Origin of the sequence: Pseudonocardia sp. DSM 110487, assembly GCF_019468565.1 — a bacterium.
Classification (GTDB): domain Bacteria; phylum Actinomycetota; class Actinomycetes; order Mycobacteriales; family Pseudonocardiaceae; genus Pseudonocardia.
Window position 1 is genome coordinate 645,972 of sequence record NZ_CP080521.1, and the last position, 16,229, is coordinate 662,200.

16 protein-coding genes are annotated in these 16,229 nt (G+C 72.7%); 10 read left to right on the forward strand and 6 right to left on the reverse strand.

Annotation, left to right across the window (positions count from 1 at the left end):
* Positions 1-23: 23 nt before the first annotated feature.
* Both K1T35_RS02885 and malQ read right to left on the reverse strand, forming a co-directional pair.
* On the reverse strand, positions 24-800 hold the full coding sequence (locus K1T35_RS02885) for a 2-keto-4-pentenoate hydratase (protein WP_220258640.1): 777 nt from the start codon (positions 798-800) through the stop codon (positions 24-26).
* Complete coding sequence (malQ, locus tag K1T35_RS02890) at positions 793-2,760, reverse strand: 4-alpha-glucanotransferase (protein WP_220258641.1); 1,968 nt, start codon at positions 2,758-2,760, stop codon at positions 793-795. The genes K1T35_RS02885 and malQ overlap by 8 nt, the downstream gene beginning before the upstream one ends.
* Before the next feature lie 275 nt (positions 2,761-3,035).
* On the opposite strand from malQ, the gene K1T35_RS02895 reads away from it, so the two are divergent.
* From K1T35_RS02895 to K1T35_RS02910, 4 genes are all read left to right on the forward strand, one after another.
* Positions 3,036-4,766, forward strand: coding sequence for a carboxypeptidase-like regulatory domain-containing protein (locus K1T35_RS02895; RefSeq protein WP_220258642.1), 1,731 nt, complete (start codon positions 3,036-3,038; stop codon positions 4,764-4,766).
* Positions 4,767-4,768: 2 nt separating this feature from the next.
* The gene (locus K1T35_RS02900) at positions 4,769-5,599 is read left to right on the forward strand and encodes an alpha/beta hydrolase (RefSeq protein ID WP_255621526.1); all 831 of its coding nucleotides are present in this window, start codon (positions 4,769-4,771) and stop codon (positions 5,597-5,599) included.
* Between the two features lie 270 nt (positions 5,600-5,869).
* Complete coding sequence (locus tag K1T35_RS02905) at positions 5,870-6,358, forward strand: cysteine dioxygenase family protein (RefSeq protein ID WP_220258643.1); 489 nt, start codon at positions 5,870-5,872, stop codon at positions 6,356-6,358.
* On the forward strand, positions 6,355-6,738 hold the full coding sequence (locus K1T35_RS02910; RefSeq protein WP_220258644.1) for a rhodanese-like domain-containing protein: 384 nt from the start codon (positions 6,355-6,357) through the stop codon (positions 6,736-6,738). Before K1T35_RS02905 ends, K1T35_RS02910 begins: the two co-directional genes overlap by 4 nt.
* Before the next feature lie 8 nt (positions 6,739-6,746).
* Here K1T35_RS02910 and K1T35_RS02915 read toward each other — a convergent pair whose 3' ends face one another.
* A complete protein-coding gene (locus tag K1T35_RS02915) occupies positions 6,747-7,181 on the reverse strand; it encodes a MarR family winged helix-turn-helix transcriptional regulator (RefSeq protein ID WP_220258645.1) in 435 nt (144 codons plus the stop codon).
* Positions 7,182-7,292: 111 nt separating this feature from the next.
* On the opposite strand from K1T35_RS02915, the gene K1T35_RS02920 reads away from it, so the two are divergent.
* The 3 genes from K1T35_RS02920 to K1T35_RS02930 are packed head-to-tail and all read left to right on the forward strand — an operon-like array spanning position 7,293 to position 9,941.
* The gene (locus K1T35_RS02920; protein ID WP_220258646.1) at positions 7,293-8,453 is read left to right on the forward strand and encodes an MFS transporter; all 1,161 of its coding nucleotides are present in this window, start codon (positions 7,293-7,295) and stop codon (positions 8,451-8,453) included.
* Between the two features lie 16 nt (positions 8,454-8,469).
* Positions 8,470-9,522: an SDR family oxidoreductase gene (locus tag K1T35_RS02925; RefSeq protein ID WP_220258647.1), complete on the forward strand. Its 1,053-nt coding sequence runs from the start codon at positions 8,470-8,472 to the stop codon at positions 9,520-9,522.
* A 35-nt stretch (positions 9,523-9,557) separates the two neighbouring features.
* A complete protein-coding gene (locus K1T35_RS02930; RefSeq protein WP_220258648.1) occupies positions 9,558-9,941 on the forward strand; it encodes a hypothetical protein in 384 nt (127 codons plus the stop codon).
* A 14-nt stretch (positions 9,942-9,955) separates the two neighbouring features.
* Here K1T35_RS02930 and K1T35_RS02935 read toward each other — a convergent pair whose 3' ends face one another.
* Genes K1T35_RS02935 through K1T35_RS02945 form a run of 3 tightly spaced genes read right to left on the reverse strand, consistent with a single transcriptional unit; the run spans position 9,956 to position 12,891 of the window.
* Positions 9,956-11,125, reverse strand: a complete 1,170-nt coding sequence (locus K1T35_RS02935; protein ID WP_255621528.1) for a MalY/PatB family protein — start codon at positions 11,123-11,125, stop codon at positions 9,956-9,958.
* Positions 11,126-11,152: 27 nt separating this feature from the next.
* Positions 11,153-11,926 carry a phosphotransferase enzyme family protein gene (locus tag K1T35_RS02940; RefSeq protein ID WP_220258649.1) on the reverse strand — a complete coding sequence of 258 codons (774 nt, stop codon included), beginning with the start codon at positions 11,924-11,926 and terminating at the stop codon, positions 11,153-11,155.
* A 5-nt stretch (positions 11,927-11,931) separates the two neighbouring features.
* The gene (locus K1T35_RS02945; RefSeq protein ID WP_255622515.1) at positions 11,932-12,891 is read right to left on the reverse strand and encodes a sugar-binding transcriptional regulator; all 960 of its coding nucleotides are present in this window, start codon (positions 12,889-12,891) and stop codon (positions 11,932-11,934) included.
* Positions 12,892-13,042: 151 nt separating this feature from the next.
* Here K1T35_RS02945 and K1T35_RS02950 point away from each other — a divergent pair, with 151 nt between their 5' ends.
* The 3 genes from K1T35_RS02950 to K1T35_RS02960 are packed head-to-tail and all read left to right on the forward strand — an operon-like array spanning position 13,043 to position 16,229.
* Positions 13,043-14,410, forward strand: coding sequence for a sugar ABC transporter substrate-binding protein (locus K1T35_RS02950; RefSeq protein ID WP_220258651.1), 1,368 nt, complete (start codon positions 13,043-13,045; stop codon positions 14,408-14,410).
* Complete coding sequence (locus K1T35_RS02955) at positions 14,407-15,354, forward strand: carbohydrate ABC transporter permease (RefSeq protein WP_220258652.1); 948 nt, start codon at positions 14,407-14,409, stop codon at positions 15,352-15,354. The genes K1T35_RS02950 and K1T35_RS02955 overlap by 4 nt, the downstream gene beginning before the upstream one ends.
* Positions 15,351-16,229 (forward strand): carbohydrate ABC transporter permease, encoded by an 879-nt coding sequence (locus K1T35_RS02960; RefSeq protein ID WP_220258653.1) that lies wholly within the window; start codon positions 15,351-15,353, stop codon positions 16,227-16,229. Before K1T35_RS02955 ends, K1T35_RS02960 begins: the two co-directional genes overlap by 4 nt.

Here is a 16,229-nt window from a genome sequence, read left to right on the forward strand (position 1 = left end):
TGGTAGTTGCCGTACCGGACGGACTATCCGCCGAAGCTGAACGCCACCTCGCCGAGCTCTCCGAAAGCGGCGCGCACCTCGTCGCCCGGTCCGACGGGCACGGGTGCGGTCGTCGTTCCGGTGGTGACGAGCTCGCCCGCGTGCAGCCCGCGTCCGTGCCGGCGCAGGTCCTCGACGATCCAGACGAGCGCGTTGCGCGGATCGCCGAGCACGTTGCCGCCACTCCCCGTCGCGGCCCGCTCCCCGTTGATCCACACCTCTGTTCCCCATGTGGACAGGTCGTGCTCCGCCCAGCCCGGCACCTCGGGGCCGAGCACGAACCGGCCGGCGCAGGCGCAGTCGGCGAGCAGTTGGGCCCCACCGACCGTCTCGTAGCGGGCGAACCGCGAGTCGGGCACCTCGACCGCCAGGTGCAGCCCGTCGACCGCGGCAACGATCTCGTCCGGGCCCGCGTCCGGCGCGACGTCGGCGCCCATGAGGTAGGCGAACTCGGCCTCGACCACGCGCATGTGCATGCCGTCGCTGGCCAGCACGTCTCCGGGGTCGTGCCGGAACCGTTCGAACAGCGGGCCGGGCAGCGGGCCGGTCACCCCGATGTGCGCCTGGCCCGACGCGGTGGTCGCCGCGATCTTCCAACCGTAGGACCGCCCCGCGCGCCCGCCGATCGCGAGCTGCACGGCGAACCCCTCCGCGTCGTCCCGTGGCCGGACGTCGTCGGGGAGCGCGGCGATCCGCTCCCCGGACGTCCAGGCGTTCCACAGGACGTCGGCCGCGGCGCCGGCGCGGTTCGCGTCAGACATGTCCGTCATCTTGCCCGCCCCGGCGCAGGCGCAGCTGGTCGACCACCACGCGCACGCGCGGGTCGTCGCGCAGCTCCTCGAGCGTGACGGGCAGGGGGAGCCGCCAGTTGGGGTACTCGTCGATCGTGCCGGGGAGGTTGGGCTGGCGGACCTCGCCCACCACGTCGTACGGCGAGACGAGCGCCAGGCGCGAGCGGCTGCGCGCAAGCAGCGCGTGCATCGCGACGACGAGCTGGTCCTCCCCGGGATCCGGCCCGTCGACGAGGCCCTCCTCGCGGAGCAGCTCGACGAGCTCCAGCCGGTCGACGGTGGCCTTCGCCTCCTCGGCCGGCACGTCGTCGAGCAGTCCGAGCTCGGCGCGCACCCGGACGTGCTCGCCGCGCAGGAAGCCGGTGGCCGTGGGGAGGTCGTGGGTCGAGATGGTCGCAACCGACTGCTCCGGCCACTTCTGCGGGGGCAGCAGCGGCTGGCCCGGCGCGTCCAGGTCCCGGGTGAACCACAGCACCGACGAACCCAGGATGTTTCGCTCCGCAATGCCCTCGGTGACCTCCGGCTCGACCGTGCCGAGGTCCTCGCCGATCACGAGCGCCCCGGCGAGGTGGGCCTCGAGGGTCAGCACGGCGAGCATGACGTCGGCGTCGTAGTGCACGTACGTGCCCCGGTCCGGGCGCTCGCCCGGCGGCACCCACCACAGCCGCCACAGCCCGGAGACGTGGTCGATGCGCAGCCCGTCGGCCTGGCGGAGCAGGGCGCGCAGGAGGTCGCGGTACGCGGCGTAGCCGGTGGCGTCGAGCCGGTCGGGGCGCCACGGTGGCAGGCCCCAGTCCTGGCCCTGCTGGCTGAAGGCGTCCGGCGGGGCGCCCACCCGGACGCCCTGAGCGAGCACGTCCTGCAGGGCCCAGCCGTCGGCGCCCTCGGGGTCGCAGCCGACGGCGAGGTCGTGCACCACTCGCACGCCGACGGCCCTGGCCGCGTCCCGCACCGCCGCGAGCTGGTCCTGCACCTGCAGCTGCACCCACGCGTGGAACGCGATCCGCGGGGCCAGCTCCGCCTTCGCGGCCGCGACACCCGTGCCGCCGGGCGTGCGCAGGCCCTCCGGCCACCTGCTCCAGCGGGCACCGTGCCGCTCGGCGAGCGCGCAGTAGGTGGCGAACTCCTCCAGGTCTGCCCCGATGCCGCGGGGCTCGGGCCTGCCCTCGGAGCGCCACAGCAGCTCCAGCGCCGCGCGCTTCGCGGCCCACACCCGGTCGTGCTCGATCCGCCCACCCGAGAACTCGGGGCGCAGCGCGTCGACCTCCGCCCGGCTCACCGAGTCGGTTCGGGCGTAGGCGCTGAGGTCGGTGATCCGCAGCGCGAGCGGCGTACCGAAACGCCTGCTCGACGGTGTGTAGGGCGACGGCTGCACCGGAGGGACCGGAGTGATCGCGTGCAGCGGGTTCAGCAGCACCGCTCCCGCACCGTGCTCCGCGCCGGTCCACGCCGTGAACGCCCGGAGGTCGCCGAGGTCCCCGATGCCCCACGAGCCTGCCGAGCGCAACGCGTAGAGCTGCAGCATCCACCCCCATCCGCGTGACGGCTCGGGGAGCGCGGGGGGCGCCACGACGACGGTCACGTCCTGCGCGCCCAGCTCGAGGCGGTACCAGCCCGGTTCCAGCCCCGCCGGGATCTCGGTGACCTCCCGCCGTTCGCCCGCGGCATCGACGAGCACGCCGGGCTCGGGGAGGGCGCGCGAGGAGTCCGTGCGGACCGCGATGGTGCCGGGCAGTCGCCCGCTCGCCGCCCGCTCGCGGGCCGCGGCCAGTGCCCCACGTCGCGCATCCGGGCTGCCGGCGTCGACATCGAGCAGGCCGAGCACCCGGACGACGACCTCGGGATCCACCTGGACCGGGCGGCGGTCTCCGTCCCGATAGCTCGTCGCGACACCGTGCGCGGTCGCCAGTTCGATCAGCTCGCTGTCCACACCGTTCCCTTCCCCTGGACCCGCCCAAGCATGCCGCTGCCGGGCAAGCGATCACGCTTTGGCCCGTGACCTGCGGCAACACGCTCCTCGTCGCTCCCTGCTCAGATCAGGAACAGGTGCTAGGTTCCCTCCGGCGGGCTCCCGCACGGCAGGGCGGTCCACAGCCGCTGGACGTCCGCCGCGGGGCGAAGGCGGATGCGGAGCGGAGAGCGCCGGGACATGGCAGAGCGGGCGGGCGGATCATCCAGGCGGCGCCCCGCGGGCGGGGGAATCCGATGAACACGCTCGTTCTGATCGGGCTGGTGCTTGTCCTCGCGGGGTTCGTCCTGCTCGCCATGCGGTTCGCGCCGCGGGTGCGCAGGCAGTTCGCCGCGACGGCCGCCCAGCCGCGCACGGTGGCAGACCTCGTCCGGCTCCGGGAGCAGACGGTCGTCCACGGGGCGCAGCCCACCCCCGCTCCCCGAGCCGCCGCTGCGTCGGCCGCCCGGCCCGAGCCGCCCGCGCCTCGCGTTGCGCCGGTCGCCGCCGCGGTGCCGGCCCAGCCAGGGCCGGGCCGGGCCGCGGCGGAGCGGTCGGTGCCCGCGTTCGTGCCGCCACCGCCTCGTCCCACTCCCGTTGCCGGGCGGGTGCGGCGGGAGTCGGCGGAGCTGCCGCCGTCCCTCGACGGCGACAACTCGCCGTGGCAGCGCGGCGCCCGGATGGCCGTCGGGCTCGGGGGTGGGCAGCCGTGGCGGGAACCTCCCGCGCCGCCCACGCCGCTGCGAATCGTGCCGGCCCCGGAGCCGCCCGCCCCGGTGGAGGCCGCCGCGCCAGCCGAACCGGAGGCGCTGATGCGGCTGGTTCCGGCCGAGCCCGAATCACGAACGGATGCGCCGGAGGAGCCGAGCGAGGCGACTGCCCCGGCCGAGCAGGTGTCCGTCCGGCTCGTGCCGGCGGAGGCCGCCCCGGCGCAGGATCCGCCCGAGCCCGCGGAGGCTGTTGCCCGGCGGCAGGCCGTCTGGATCGAGCCAGAAGCGGTTGGTAAGCCCTCCGAGCAGGTGCCCGCCCAACCCGTGCCGGTCGAGGACGTCCCTGCGGAATCGCAGGCCGTCTGGATCGAGCCGGCCGCGGCCGGCGTGCCGGAGCGTGAGAACGTGGATCCGCCCGAATCGGAGCCAACGAAGGGGGAGATCCCGATCCCGGACGGATGGGACGACATCGAAGCCGAGGACGTCCCGGCAGGCGCCGTGCCGGACCGGTTCGCCGAGGAGCGATCCGCGGTCCCCGACGAGCAGGCGGAGCGCCGTCGCGGCCGGCAGACGCCCGACGAGCGGGCCGCAGAGCAGGCCGCGGCCGATCTCGCCCTGCTGCGGACATTCGGGTTCGCCGACCCCGGGCTGCGCCCGGACAGCGCCCCCGTGGTCGCGATGGAACGTCCGGACGAGGAGGAGCCGCCTGCCGAGCCCGGTGACGCGCAGCCCGTGCGGTACCGGGTGATCCGCCGAGACGGCACGATCGTGGGCGGTGCCACCGTCACGCTGCTCGACGACCGCGGCGGTGACGTGGCCGCCGGTGCCGCCGACGCCGAGGGGCGGGGCGAGGTGCTCGCTCCAGCGGCCGGTGGCTACGTGCTCGTCTCCACCGCGGCGGGACACCAGCCCGGCGCCGTGGCGATCACGGTGTCCGGGGCGGCCACCGAGATCGACGTGCTCATCGCGCGCTCGGCGTCCGTGTCGGGATCCGTCGTCGGCGAGGACGGCCCGATCGCGGGTGCCCGCGTCACGCTCGTGCAGGACGGCGAGGCCGTCGACGCGGTCGACACGGCGGACGACGGCACGTATCGGATCAGCGACATCGGGTCCGGTGAGTACGGGCTGTCGGTGGCGGCGCACGGGTGCCGGCCGGTGGCCGTCGTGCTCGACGTGGAGGAGGAGGCTGACGTGCGCCACGACGTCGAGCTCGAGCCCGCGAGCCCGGTGGCCGACAGCGACCTCGTCGAGGACGACGCACTCAGCGGCCTGCGCTGACCGTGCCTCACGTCGAGGGCAGGCTGCCCGGCGTCGGCGGGGTGGAGCTGTTCTGGCAGGGCTGGCTCCCCGCGGGCGATCCGCGCGGGGTGGTGCTGCTCTGCCACGGGCTCGGTGAGCACTCCGGGCGCTACGGCACCGTGGTCGACGCGCTCGTCCCCGACGGCTGGGCCGTGTACGGCGTCGACCACCGCGGCCACGGCCGTTCCGGAGGCCGGCGTGCCCACCTGCGCCGCTACGCCGACTGGCTGGCCGATTTCGACGCCTTCCGACGCGTGATCGTCGCCCGCCATCCCGGCCTGCCGGTGTTCCTGGTCGGCCACAGCATGGGCGGCCAGATCGCGCTCGCGTACGCGCTGGACCACGAGGCCGACCTCGCGGGGCTCGTCCTGTCCGCGCCCGCGCTCGCGAACAACACGGTGCCGAAGGCCGCGGTCGGCGTGCTCAGGGCCGTCGGGAAGGTCGTGCCCACGCTCCGTCCGGCGGGCATCGACGCCTCGAAGATCAGCAAGGACCCCGCGGTGTACGAGGCGTACCAGGCCGACCCGTTGGTGCACCACGGCCGTCCGACCCTCGGCCTCTCCTCGGCGCTCGTGGGGCAGTTCGGGGTGCTCCCGGAGCGGGCACGTGATCTGCGCCTGCCGGTGCTCATGCAGCACGGCGCGCTGGACGCGATCGTCGACCCGTCCGGCTTCCGCCGCATGGAGGCCGCATGCGGTTCCCCCGACCTCACGGTCCGCTGGTACGAGGGGCTCTGGCACGAGATCTACAACGAGCCAGAGCGCGCCACCCCGCTCGGCGATCTCCGCGACTGGCTCGCCGCCCACGTTTGATCGCTCCGAGCTCGGCCCAACGGCCCGAGGAGCGCCCTGAACAACTCAGGCCTACTGCGCGGCGCCTTGCCCGGACATTACGGCGCGGATCCCGCGCGCTGGGAGCAAGTGGAAATCCGGGGTGGGATGTGTTCATATACGCGCATGTCGCCCGCCGCGGTTCTCGGAGAGATCTGGGGCTCTCGTCGCGCGGACGCTTTCGACCAGTGCTGTCGCCCGAGCTGACCTTCCCCGTCCGCTCGAAGCTGCTGCCATCACTGGAGTTCCCCCGTGCTGCTGCACGCCCCCACACCGCTCGCGCTCGGTGATCTCACCGCCCTGACCCGCGAGGTCGCCGCCGAAGTGCGCGCGGGCCGCCACCCCGTCCACGTCGACCCGGAGCGGCGCTGGTACCGGCTGCTGCGCAGCGACGAGTACCTCGACGTGTGGCTGATCAGCTGGGCCACCGAGCAGACCGCGGAGCTGCACGACCACGCAGGCTCGCTCGGCGCGCTGACGGTCGTGTCCGGCAGCCTCGTCGAACAGCGCTGGGCCGGGAACGGGCTGCGTTCGCGGCGGGTGCGCGCCGGGCGCAGCCTCGGCTTCCCGCTGGGGCACGTGCACGACGTCGGCAACACCGAGCCGACGCCCGCGGTATCGGTGCACGCGTACTCTCCTCCGCTGACCGCGATGTCGTATTACGCGGTCGAACCGGGCGCGCGGTTGCGTCGCACCCGCAGCGTGCTGGTGGAGTCGGGTTCGTCGGAGGGAGTGGGATGACCACCGTGAACGACCTGCTCGCGGCGGCCCGCGCGCGGCTCGACCGGCCGGACCCGCACCGCGCGGCGGAGTTGGTGCGCCACGGCGCGTTCCTCGTCGACACCCGCCCCGGATGGCAGCGCGCGGAGGAGGGTGAGCTGCCGGGTGCGCTGGTGATCGAGCGCAACCACATCGAGTGGCGGCTCGATCCCACGTCCGATGCCCGCATCCCGGAGGCCGTCGACCACGACGTGACGTGGATCCTCGTGTGCTCGGAGGGCTACAGCTCCAGCCTCGCCGCGGCCTCGCTCCAGGACCTCGGGCTGCACAACGCCACCGACCTCGACGGCGGCTACCGCGCCTGGAAGGCGGCGTTCGCCGCAACCTCGGTGGCCGAGTAGGGCACTGGTCAGGCCCGGAACAGCTCGACGAGCCTGCCGAGCTCGGGAACGCTCCCTGCGGCGTCGAGCGCTTCCTTCAGCGTGGCGTCGTGCACCGGACGGGCCCGTTCGAGCAGCGCCCGACCCTCCTCGGTGATCTGGCTGTAGATCCCGCGTCGGTCGTCGGCGCAGAGGTAGCGGCTGAGCAGGTCGCGGTTCTCCAGACGGTTGACCAGCCTCGTGGTGGCGCTGTGGGAGAGCGCGGCTGCGCGGGAGAGCTGCTGCATGCGCATGTGCCACCCGTCCTGGCGGGCGAGGGTGTCCAGCACCGTGTACTCGACCACCGACAGGTCGAACTCCGACTGCAGCGCCTTCTCCAGCGCCTCCTCCAGCCGGCCGTGCAGCGCGGCGAGCGTGCGCCAGCCCTGCGCACGGACCTCGACGGCATCGTCGGCGATCGGCATCGCGGCACCTCCTCACGTGCGGCCCAGCATACCTGCTTGCCGCGATAGGAAGCGTGTGCAACTGTTGTAGACGCGCGCTATCGGCGCGCGCTCACATCAGGAGGACGGTTCATGCCCCTCGCCCTGCTGGCACTCGCCATCAGCGCCTTCGCCATCGGGACCACGGAGTTCGTCCCGACCGGCCTGCTCCCCGAGATCGCCGCCGAATTCGGCGTCGACATACCCGCCGCGGGCCTGCTGATCTCCGGCTACGCGCTCGGCGTCTTCGTCGGGGCGCCGCTGCTCACCGCGGCGGCGACGCGGCTGCGCCGCAAGCCCGTGCTGCTCGGCCTGCTCGCGCTGTTCGTCATCGGCAACATCGGATCCGCGCTGGCCGCCGACTACGCGCTGATGATGGTCAGCCGGATCGTCGCCTCGCTGTGCCACGGCGCGTTCTTCGGCGTCGGGTCGGTGGTCGCGGCCGGCCTCGTCGCCCCCACCCGCCGGGCCGCCGCCATCGCGATGATGTTCACCGGCCTGACTCTGTCGAACGTGCTCGGCGTCCCGCTCGGCACGCTGCTGGGCCAGACGTTCGGCTGGCGCAGCACGTTCTGGGTCGTCGCCGCGCTGGGCGTGATCGGAGCGCTGGGCGTGCTCGCGCTCGTGCCCGACCGCCCCGCCGACCCGTCCGCGAACCTGCGCGCCGAGCTCTCGGCCTTCCGCCGCCCCCAGGTGTGGTTGGCACTGGGCATGACCGCGCTCGGGTTCGGCGGCGTCTTCGCGTCATTCACCTACGTCGCGCCGCTGATGGTCGACGTCGCGGGCTTCCCGTCGAGCGCGCTCACCTGGCTCGTGCTCCTGTTCGGGGCCGGGCTGGTCGTCGGCAATCTCGTGGGCGCGCGGCTCGCCGACCGGGCGCTCATGCCGTCGATCGTCGGGGCGATCGCGGCACTGGCGGTCGTGCTCGCCGCCTTCACCGTGACGGTGCGGGCGCCGGTGCCCGCCGCCGTCACCCTGTTCCTGGTGGGCGTCGCCGCGTTCGCGACGGTGCCGGGCCTGCAGGCGCGGGTCCTGGACGCCGCGGGCACCGCAGGGACGATGGCCTCCGCGGTCAACATCGGCGCCTTCAACCTCGGCAACGCCGTCGGCGCATGGCTCGGCGGTCTGGTGATCGGCGCCGGGCTCGGGTTCCCCGCCGTGAACGGCGTCGGCGCGGCCATGGCGGCCGCCGGGCTCGCCGTCGCCCTCGTCTCCGTGGCGCTGGAGCGGCGCCGCGTCCCCGTCCCCGCATGACCGACAGGAGAAACCCATGACCAGGACCGCACTCGTCGTCGGGGCGCGCGGCGTCATCGGCGGCACGCTCGCCGAGCACCTCGCCGGCCTCCCCGACTGGGACGTCGTCGGCCTGTCCCGCCGCGGCGGCCCGGCAGGCGGCCCGGTCCGCCACGTCGCGGCCGACCTGTTCGACCCCGCCTCCGTGCGGGACGCCTTCCGCGCCCACCCCGGCATCACCCACGTGTTCTATGCGGCTTACCAGGACCGGCCGACGTGGTCGGAGCTGGTGGAGCCGAACGTGACGATGCTGCGCACCGTGCTCGACGTGGCCGCGGAGAGCGCCCCAGACCTGCAGCACATCAGCCTCATGCAGGGCTACAAGGTCTACGGTGCCCACCTCGGCCCGTTCTCGACGCCTGCGCGGGAGAGCGACCCGCCGCACATGCCGCCGGAGTTCAACGTCGACCAGCAGCACCTCGTGGAGGAGCGTGCGGCCGCCGCCGGGTGGACCTGGTCGGCGATCCGGCCGTCGGTGGTGGCGGGCTTCGGGCTCGGCAACCCGATGAACCTCGGGGTGGTCCTCGCGGTGTACGCGTCGATCAGCAAGGAGCTGGGCGTGCCGCTGAGGTTCCCCGGCAAGCCGGGTGCCTACGACGCGCTGCTGGAGCTGACCGACGCCGGCCTGCTCGCCGAGGCCACGGTGTGGGCGGCCACCGACCCGCGCTGCGCGAACGAAGCGTTCAACATCGCCAACGGCGACCTCTTCCGCTGGAACCGCATGTGGCCGGTGGTCGCCGACGCGTTCGGGCTGGAGGTGGCGCCGCCGCTGCCGATGTCGCTGCGGGACGTGATGGCGGACAAGGAGCCGGTGTGGGACGCGATGGTGGCCCGCCACGGGCTCGCCCCGACCCCGTACGCGGACGTGTCGTCGTGGGCGTTCGGCGACTTCGTCCTGTCATGGGACTACGACATGTTCGCCGACACGTCGAAGTCGCGCCGGTTCGGCTTCCACCGATACGTCGACACCGAGGCCATGCTGCTCGGTCTCTTCGACGATCTGCGGAAGCGGCGGATCATCCCCGAGTAGCGTGCGCCCCCGGGGACGATCAGGGGAGGGCGTCGATGGGTGAGCAGAATCTGCCGGTCGCGGGCAGCATCGCGACGGACAACAGCCTCGCGGTGGCGGGGAGCGTGGCCACCGCGGGCAGCGTCGCCGTGGCAGGCAGCGTCGCCACGGCGGGGAGCGTCGCGGTCGCCGGCAGCGTGGCGACGTCCGGCAGCGCCGCTGTGGCGGGGAGCGTGGCCACCGCGGGCAGCGTCGCGATCGTCGGTTCGGTGCTGACGCTGCTCAGCGTGGCCCTCGCATCGTGCATCGCCTGTCTCGGCTGCGTGGGCTGCCGCCGCTGCGTGGCCTGCATCGGGTGTGTCGACTGCGTGGGCTGCGTCGGGTGCGTGGGGTGTGTGGGACTGCGCGGTGCCGTGGGCCAGGTCGGGGTGCGTGCCTGAAGGCGCCTGGCGGATCATGGCGCGGTGAGTGCTCGCAACCTGTTGAGCACCGCCTGCAGGACGGCCGCGCTGGTGGCGTAGTTGAGTCGCAGGTAGCGGCGGCCGTCCTCGCCGAAGATCGGCCCGCCGCTGAGCAGTACGCGGGCGCGGGCGAGCACCTCGGCGACCGGGTCGTCGCCCAGCCCCAGCGCGTCGGCGGCGAACCAGTAGAGGTAGGTGGCCTCCGGCATCGGCTCCGGGTCAGCGGCCCACGACGCGACGGCCTCGGCCACCAGCCGCCGGTTGCGGTCCAGCACGTGCAGCAGGCGCTGCTGCCAGTCGCCGCCGTGCCGCCACGCGGCGACGGCGGCCTCCACCGCGAGCGTGGAGACCGCGCCGTACAGCTCGGTCGGCTCGGCGTCGCGCACGGCGAGCAGCCGCCGCGGCCCGAAGTGCGCCACCGAGCAGCGCAGACCGGCCAGGTTGAACGCCTTGCTCGCCGACGTGAGCGTCACCGTGCGGGCCGCGGTGTCGGCGTCGATCGAGGCGAACGGGACGTGCTCGTGGGGCGCGAAGGTCAGCTCGGCGTGGATCTCGTCGCTGATGACGAGCAGGTCGTGCCTGCGGGCGATCGCGGCGATCTCGCCGAGCTCGTCGCGGGTGAGCACCCTGCCGGTCGGGTTGTGCGGGTTGACCAGCAGCAGTGCCCTGCAGTCGTGGGTGGCCACCGCATCGGCAAGTCCCGTGATGTTCGCCGCCCAGCTCTCGGACGTGCGCAGGAACGGCACGTCCACCCGCTTGCGGCCCATCGCGCCCACGGTGTGGTGGAACGGCGGGTAGGTCGGGGTGTGCACGGCGACGGCGTCGCCCGCCGACGTGCCGAGGTGCAGGAGCACCTGCACGGCCTGCACGACGTCGGTGTGCTCGCGCACGTCGGCAACGTCGACCGGCCAGCTGTAGCGCTCGCGCATCCGGTCGGCGAACGCGTGGCGCAGCGGATGCCCGTCCTCCCACCGCGGATAGCCGAGGTCGCCCCGGCGCACCGTGTGCTCGATGGCGTCGGCGATCACGGGCGCGACGGGGTAGTCCATGTCGGCTACCCACGCGGGCAGGACATCGGGGTCGACGCGCCACTTCGAGCCCGGTCGCTGTCTCAGGTCCTCGATCTTCAGGTCGTCGAACAGCGGGTCGAGCACCGGCGCCATACCCCGAGCGTAGGAGTAGGGCCCGCGCTACTCGACCAGCGTCCGGTCGATCGCCTCGGCGTTCCGGTCGAACCAGCGCTGTGCCCGTTCCTGGCGCGCCTGCGCCTCCGGTGTCCAGTACTCCGCGAAGCCGGGGACGCCCCGCTCGGCGCCGTCCCGCACGATCTCGCACATCCAGGCGTGGGAGTCGCGCAGCGCGGGGAGGAACGCCGCACGATCCGCGTCGTCGAGGCCGTAGGCGTCCACGAGGATCCGGGTGCGTTCCAGCTCGCGGCCGCGGCGGGCATCGGTCGTGTCGACCGGGTCGCGCAGCGGCGCCCACAGGCGGGCGGCGGCCGCGAGGTCCCAGACGGGCGAGCCCGGCCCCGCCAGGTCGAAGTCGATCAGCGCCACCGCGTGGCCGTTGCGGAAGACCACGTTGTCGAGGTTCGGGTCGTTGTGGGCGATGCCACGGCCGTCGAACGGGGTGGGCGCGGGATGCGACCAGTGGTACGGCGCCGGGTCGAAGGCCGCCGCCGCGTCGTGGAAGCGGCGCAACAGCCGCCCGACGCTGCGCAGCGCATCGTCGGTGAGCCCCCACATCGGTGCCGGCGCCGTGACGGCCCGGCCGGGCACGTAGCTGAGCACCTCCCGGCCCGAGTCGTCGACGCCGAGCACGCGCGGGGCGCCGTCGAACCCGACGTCCTCGAGATGCCGCAGCAGCGCGTGGGTGGCGCTGCTCGTGGGACGCAGCGGGCGGCGGACGGTGTTGCCGACGCGGTGCACACGCCCGCGGTTGGCCGTGCCGCCCAGCAGCGGCACCTCCACTACCCCGGCCCCGCCGCGGTGATCAGCGACTCGGCGAGCGTCGAGTGCGTGACCAGGCTGTTCACCAGCCCGCCCCGCACCGCGGCAAGCACGGCTCGCACCTTCGCACCTCCGTACACGATCGCGATCACCTCGGGCACGGCCCGCATCTGGTCGGCCGTGATGCCGATCATCCGTTCGGTGAGGTTCGAGCGTACGGGCATACCGTCGGCGTCGACGAGGATGCCGGAGATCTCGGCGCACACGCCGCTGCGCGCGAGCTCCTTCCGCTCGGCCTCGCCGGTGGCGTCGTAGACCGTGGACTGTTCGGGCTCCCACGCTCCCACGCCCGCGACTGCACGGGTGACCGACCCGATGCGGGAGAACGCCTGCGCGACCTCGGGCTGGCGGCGCAGGGCCTGCGCGGTGGCGGCGTCGGGCACCGCCATCGGGGCGTAGAAGAAGTAGGCCGGGCCGCCGGCGACGCGAGCGACGTCGCGGACCACGTCGATCGAGCTGTCGTCCACGCCCGGCCGGGCGAGGGCACCGGTGAGCTGCACGACGGGCACCGGGGCGAGCCGCTGCAACGCGTTGGCCATCGCACTCACCGAGCGCGCCCACGACAGGCCGAGCACGTCGTCCGCCGTGACGATCTCGGTGAGCAGCTCCGCCGCGGCGGTGCCGAGGTGGGCGCGCATGGTGGCTGGCACGTCGTCCGGGGTGTCGGTGACGACGCAGTGCTGCAGCCCGAGCGTCGACATGAGCCGGTCCGACAACTCCACGTCGACCGAGCCGGGATGCCCGATCTCGATCCTGACGAGCCCGCTGTTGCGCGCGTCGTCAAGCAGCCGGGCGACCTTGAAGCGGCTGAGCGCGAACTCCTGTGCGATCTCGACCTTGGACCGGCCGTCGAGGTAGTAGCGGCGCGCGACCGACGCCGTGAGCACGAGCTGGGCCGGCCCGCGCGCGCTGCCGTCCATCGCCACTGCCGCCTCCTCGCTCATATGAGCGGAACGACGCCCATTCTTCCACAAGCCATTGAGTTGAGGTTGGCTCGTTGCCACACTTCTGATCGTGTGATCGGGCGTGTGCTCATCTGAGCATCAGTGGGCACCGATGCGGAGGGACGCAATGAGGCGACTGAGCATGCGGAGCGTGCTGCTCTCCCTCGTCGTGCTGCTGACGAGCACCGCCTGCGCGGGGTGGGGCGGCAGCGTCGGAGGCGGTGGGGCGAACAGCATCAACGTGCTCATGGTCAACAACCCGCAGATGGTGGACCTGCAGCGGTTGACGGCCGAGCACTTCACCCAGCAAACGGGCATCACCGTCAACTTCACGGTGCTGCCGGAGAACGACGTGCGCGACAAGATCAGCCAGGAGTTCTCCAGCCAGGCCGGTCAGTACGACGTGGCGTCGCTCTCCAACTTCGAGATCCCGATCTACGCCCGCAGCGGCTGGATCGCGTCGATGGACCCCTACATCGCGCAGGACCAGGCCTTCGACCAGGCCGACATCCTGCCGCCGATGGCGGAGTCCCTGAAGGGCCCGGACGGCCAGATCTACGGCCAGCCCTTCTACGGCGAGTCCTCGTTCCTCATGTACCGCGCCGACGTGCTGCAGTCCGCGGGCATCGCGATGCCCGAGAAGCCCACGTGGCAGCAGGTGGCCGACATCGCCGCGCAGCTGGACGGCGCACAGCCCGGCATGGCGGGGATCTGCCTGCGCGGCCAGCCCGGGTGGGGCCAGGTCTTCGCACCGCTGACCACGGTGGTCAACACGTTCGGCGGCACCTGGTTCACCGCCGACTGGCAGGCCGCGGTGAACGCGCCGGAGTTCCGGGAAGCCGTGCAGTTCTACGTCGACCTGGTGCGCGAGCACGGTGAGTCGGGTGCGCCGCAGGCCGGCTTCACGGAGTGCCTGAACAACATGGTCCAGGGCAACGTCGCCATGTGGTACGACGCCACGTCCGCGGCGGGCTCGCTGGAGGCCGCCGACTCGCCGGTGCGCGGCAAGATCGGCTACGCGCCCGCTCCGGTCGTGGAGACCGACAGCGCGGGGTGGCTGTACGCATGGGCGTGGGGGATCCAGGCGGCAAGCGAGAAGAAGGACGCCGCGTGGAAGTTCGTCTCGTGGGCGTCGAGCAAGGAGTACGAGCAGCTGGTCGGCGAGCAGATCGGCTGGTCGGACGTGCCTGCGGGCAAGCGGGCGTCCACCTACGAGAACCCGCAGTACGTCGCGGAGGCGAGCGCATTCGCCGAGCAGACGAAGAACGCCATCGAGACCGCCGACCCGCGTAACCCCGGTGTGCAGCCGCGGCCCGCGCTCGGCATCCAGTTCGTCGGGATCCCGGAGTTCCCCGACCTCGGGACCCAGGTTTCGCAGGAGGTGAGCTCGGCCATCGCCGGGCTGGTGACGGTGGACGAGGCCCTCGACCGGGGCCAGCAGCTGGCCGACGACGTGGCGGAGCGGTACCGCTCCCGGGCGGAGGGGCAGTCATGAGTACGGCAGTGGAACCACGCACGTCCCCGACCCAGCAGCCGCCGGGCGAGGGTGCCGCGCTGCGCCGCGCGGGCGACTGGGCGCGCCGCGCCCCGCTGCTGCCCGCGCTGATCTTCCTGATCATCGTGACGCAGCTGCCGTTCGTCGGCACGCTGGTCATCTCGTTCATGAACTGGAACGCCTACTACCCCGACGAGGTCGGTTTCGCCGGGTTCGACAACTACCGGCGGGTGCTCACCGACGTCACCACCCGTGACTCGATCATCACGACGATCGTGCTCACGGTGTCGGTGGTTCTGGTCAGCGTCGTGCTCGGGCTCGTGATCGCCCTCCTGCTCGACCGGACGTTCCGCGGCCGCGGGATCGTCCGCACGATGATGATCACGCCGTTCCTCGTGGTGCCGGTGGCCGCGGCGCTGCTCTGGAAGCACGCGCTCTACAACCCGGAGTACGGCCTCTTCAACGGCGTGCTGACGTGGATCTTCGGTGAGAACGCCCCACAGCCGGACTGGATCTCCACGATGCCGCTCACCGCGGTGGTGGCGTCGCTCGTCTGGCAGTGGACGCCGTTCATGATGCTGATCCTGCTGGCCGGGCTGCAGAGCAAGCCGCTCGACGTGATCGAGGCGGCGAGGATCGACGGCTGCTCGTCGTGGCAGATCTTCCGGCACATGACGTTGCCGCACCTGCGCCAGTACCTGGAGCTGGGTGCGCTGCTGGGGTCGATCTACATCGTGCAGAACTTCGACGCCGTCTTCACGATCACCTCGGGTGGCCTGGGCACGGCGAACCTGCCCTACACGATCTACCAGATCTTCTACAACGCGCACGACTTCGGCCGGGCCTCGGCCGCGGGTGTCGTCGTGGTGATCGGAACGATCATCATCGCGACGTTCGCGCTGCGCACCGTCTCGTCGCTGTTCCGTGAGGAGGGGGCCCGATGACCGCCACCCTTGAGGCGCCGCGCACCGCGGCGCCCCCGGTCAACCCGCCCGGTCGCAACCCGGCCGGCACCCTGCTCACGATCCTCGCGTGGGTCGTCGGCGTGCTGTTCGTGCTGCCGGTGCTGTGGATGGTCCTCACCTCGCTCCACAGCGAGGCGGACGCGGCCACCAACCCGCCGTCGCTGTTCGCGCCGCTCACGCTGGACGGCTACGCGAACTTCTTCGGCGCGCAGACCGGCACGAGCCCGTGGCCCGCACTGCTGAACTCGCTCACGGCGAGCGTGCTGTCCACGGCGCTGGTTCTGCTGCTCGCGATCCCGGCGGCGTACGCGCTGTCGATCCGGCCGGTGCGCAAGTGGACCGACGTGCTGTTCTTCTTCCTGTCCACGAAGATGCTGCCGGTGGTGGCGGGCCTGCTGCCCGTCTACCTGATCGCGCAGGGCATCGGGATGCTCGACAACATCTGGATGTTGATCATCCTCTACACGTCGATGAACCTGCCGATCGCGGTGTGGATGATGCGGTCGTTCCTCGCCGAGGTGCCGGTGGAGGTGCTCGAGGCGGCGTCGATCGACGGGTGCAGCCTGACGCGCACCCTGCGCACGGTCGTCGTGCCGATGGTGCTGCCCGGCATCGCGGCCACATCGCTGATCTGTTTCATCTTCAGCTGGAACGAGCTGCTCTTCGCCCGCGTGCTCACCGCGACGGTCGCCCAGACGGCGCCCGTGTTCCTCACGGGGTTCGTCACCAGCCAGGGTCTGTTCCTGGCCACGGTGTGCGCGGCGTCGGTCGTGGTGTCGCTGCCGGTGCTGATCGCCGGGTTCGCGGCGCAGGACAAGCTCGTGCAGGGGCTCTCGCTGGGGGCCATCAAGTAG

Excerpts from the sequence above, each read along its gene's own strand:
- K1T35_RS02895 (WP_220258642.1), top strand. The coding sequence starts at position 3,036 with ATGAACACGCTCGTTCTGATCGGGCTGGTGCTTGTCCTCGCGGGGTTC.
- K1T35_RS02950 (WP_220258651.1), top strand. The coding sequence starts at position 13,043 with ATGAGGCGACTGAGCATGCGGAGCGTGCTGCTCTCCCTCGTCGTGCTG.
- K1T35_RS02960 (WP_220258653.1), top strand. The coding sequence starts at position 15,351 with ATGACCGCCACCCTTGAGGCGCCGCGCACCGCGGCGCCCCCGGTCAAC.
- K1T35_RS02920 (WP_220258646.1), top strand. The coding sequence starts at position 7,293 with ATGCCCCTCGCCCTGCTGGCACTCGCCATCAGCGCCTTCGCCATCGGG.
- K1T35_RS02910 (WP_220258644.1), top strand. The coding sequence starts at position 6,355 with ATGACCACCGTGAACGACCTGCTCGCGGCGGCCCGCGCGCGGCTCGAC.
- K1T35_RS02955 (WP_220258652.1), top strand. The coding sequence starts at position 14,407 with ATGAGTACGGCAGTGGAACCACGCACGTCCCCGACCCAGCAGCCGCCG.
- K1T35_RS02930 (WP_220258648.1), top strand. The coding sequence starts at position 9,558 with ATGGGTGAGCAGAATCTGCCGGTCGCGGGCAGCATCGCGACGGACAAC.
- K1T35_RS02885 (WP_220258640.1), bottom strand. The coding sequence starts at position 800 with ATGTCTGACGCGAACCGCGCCGGCGCCGCGGCCGACGTCCTGTGGAAC.
- K1T35_RS02945 (WP_255622515.1), bottom strand. The coding sequence starts at position 12,891 with ATGGACGGCAGCGCGCGCGGGCCGGCCCAGCTCGTGCTCACGGCGTCG.
- K1T35_RS02935 (WP_255621528.1), bottom strand. The coding sequence starts at position 11,125 with ATGGCGCCGGTGCTCGACCCGCTGTTCGACGACCTGAAGATCGAGGAC.
- K1T35_RS02925 (WP_220258647.1), top strand. The coding sequence starts at position 8,470 with ATGACCAGGACCGCACTCGTCGTCGGGGCGCGCGGCGTCATCGGCGGC.
- K1T35_RS02915 (WP_220258645.1), bottom strand. The coding sequence starts at position 7,181 with ATGCCGATCGCCGACGATGCCGTCGAGGTCCGTGCGCAGGGCTGGCGC.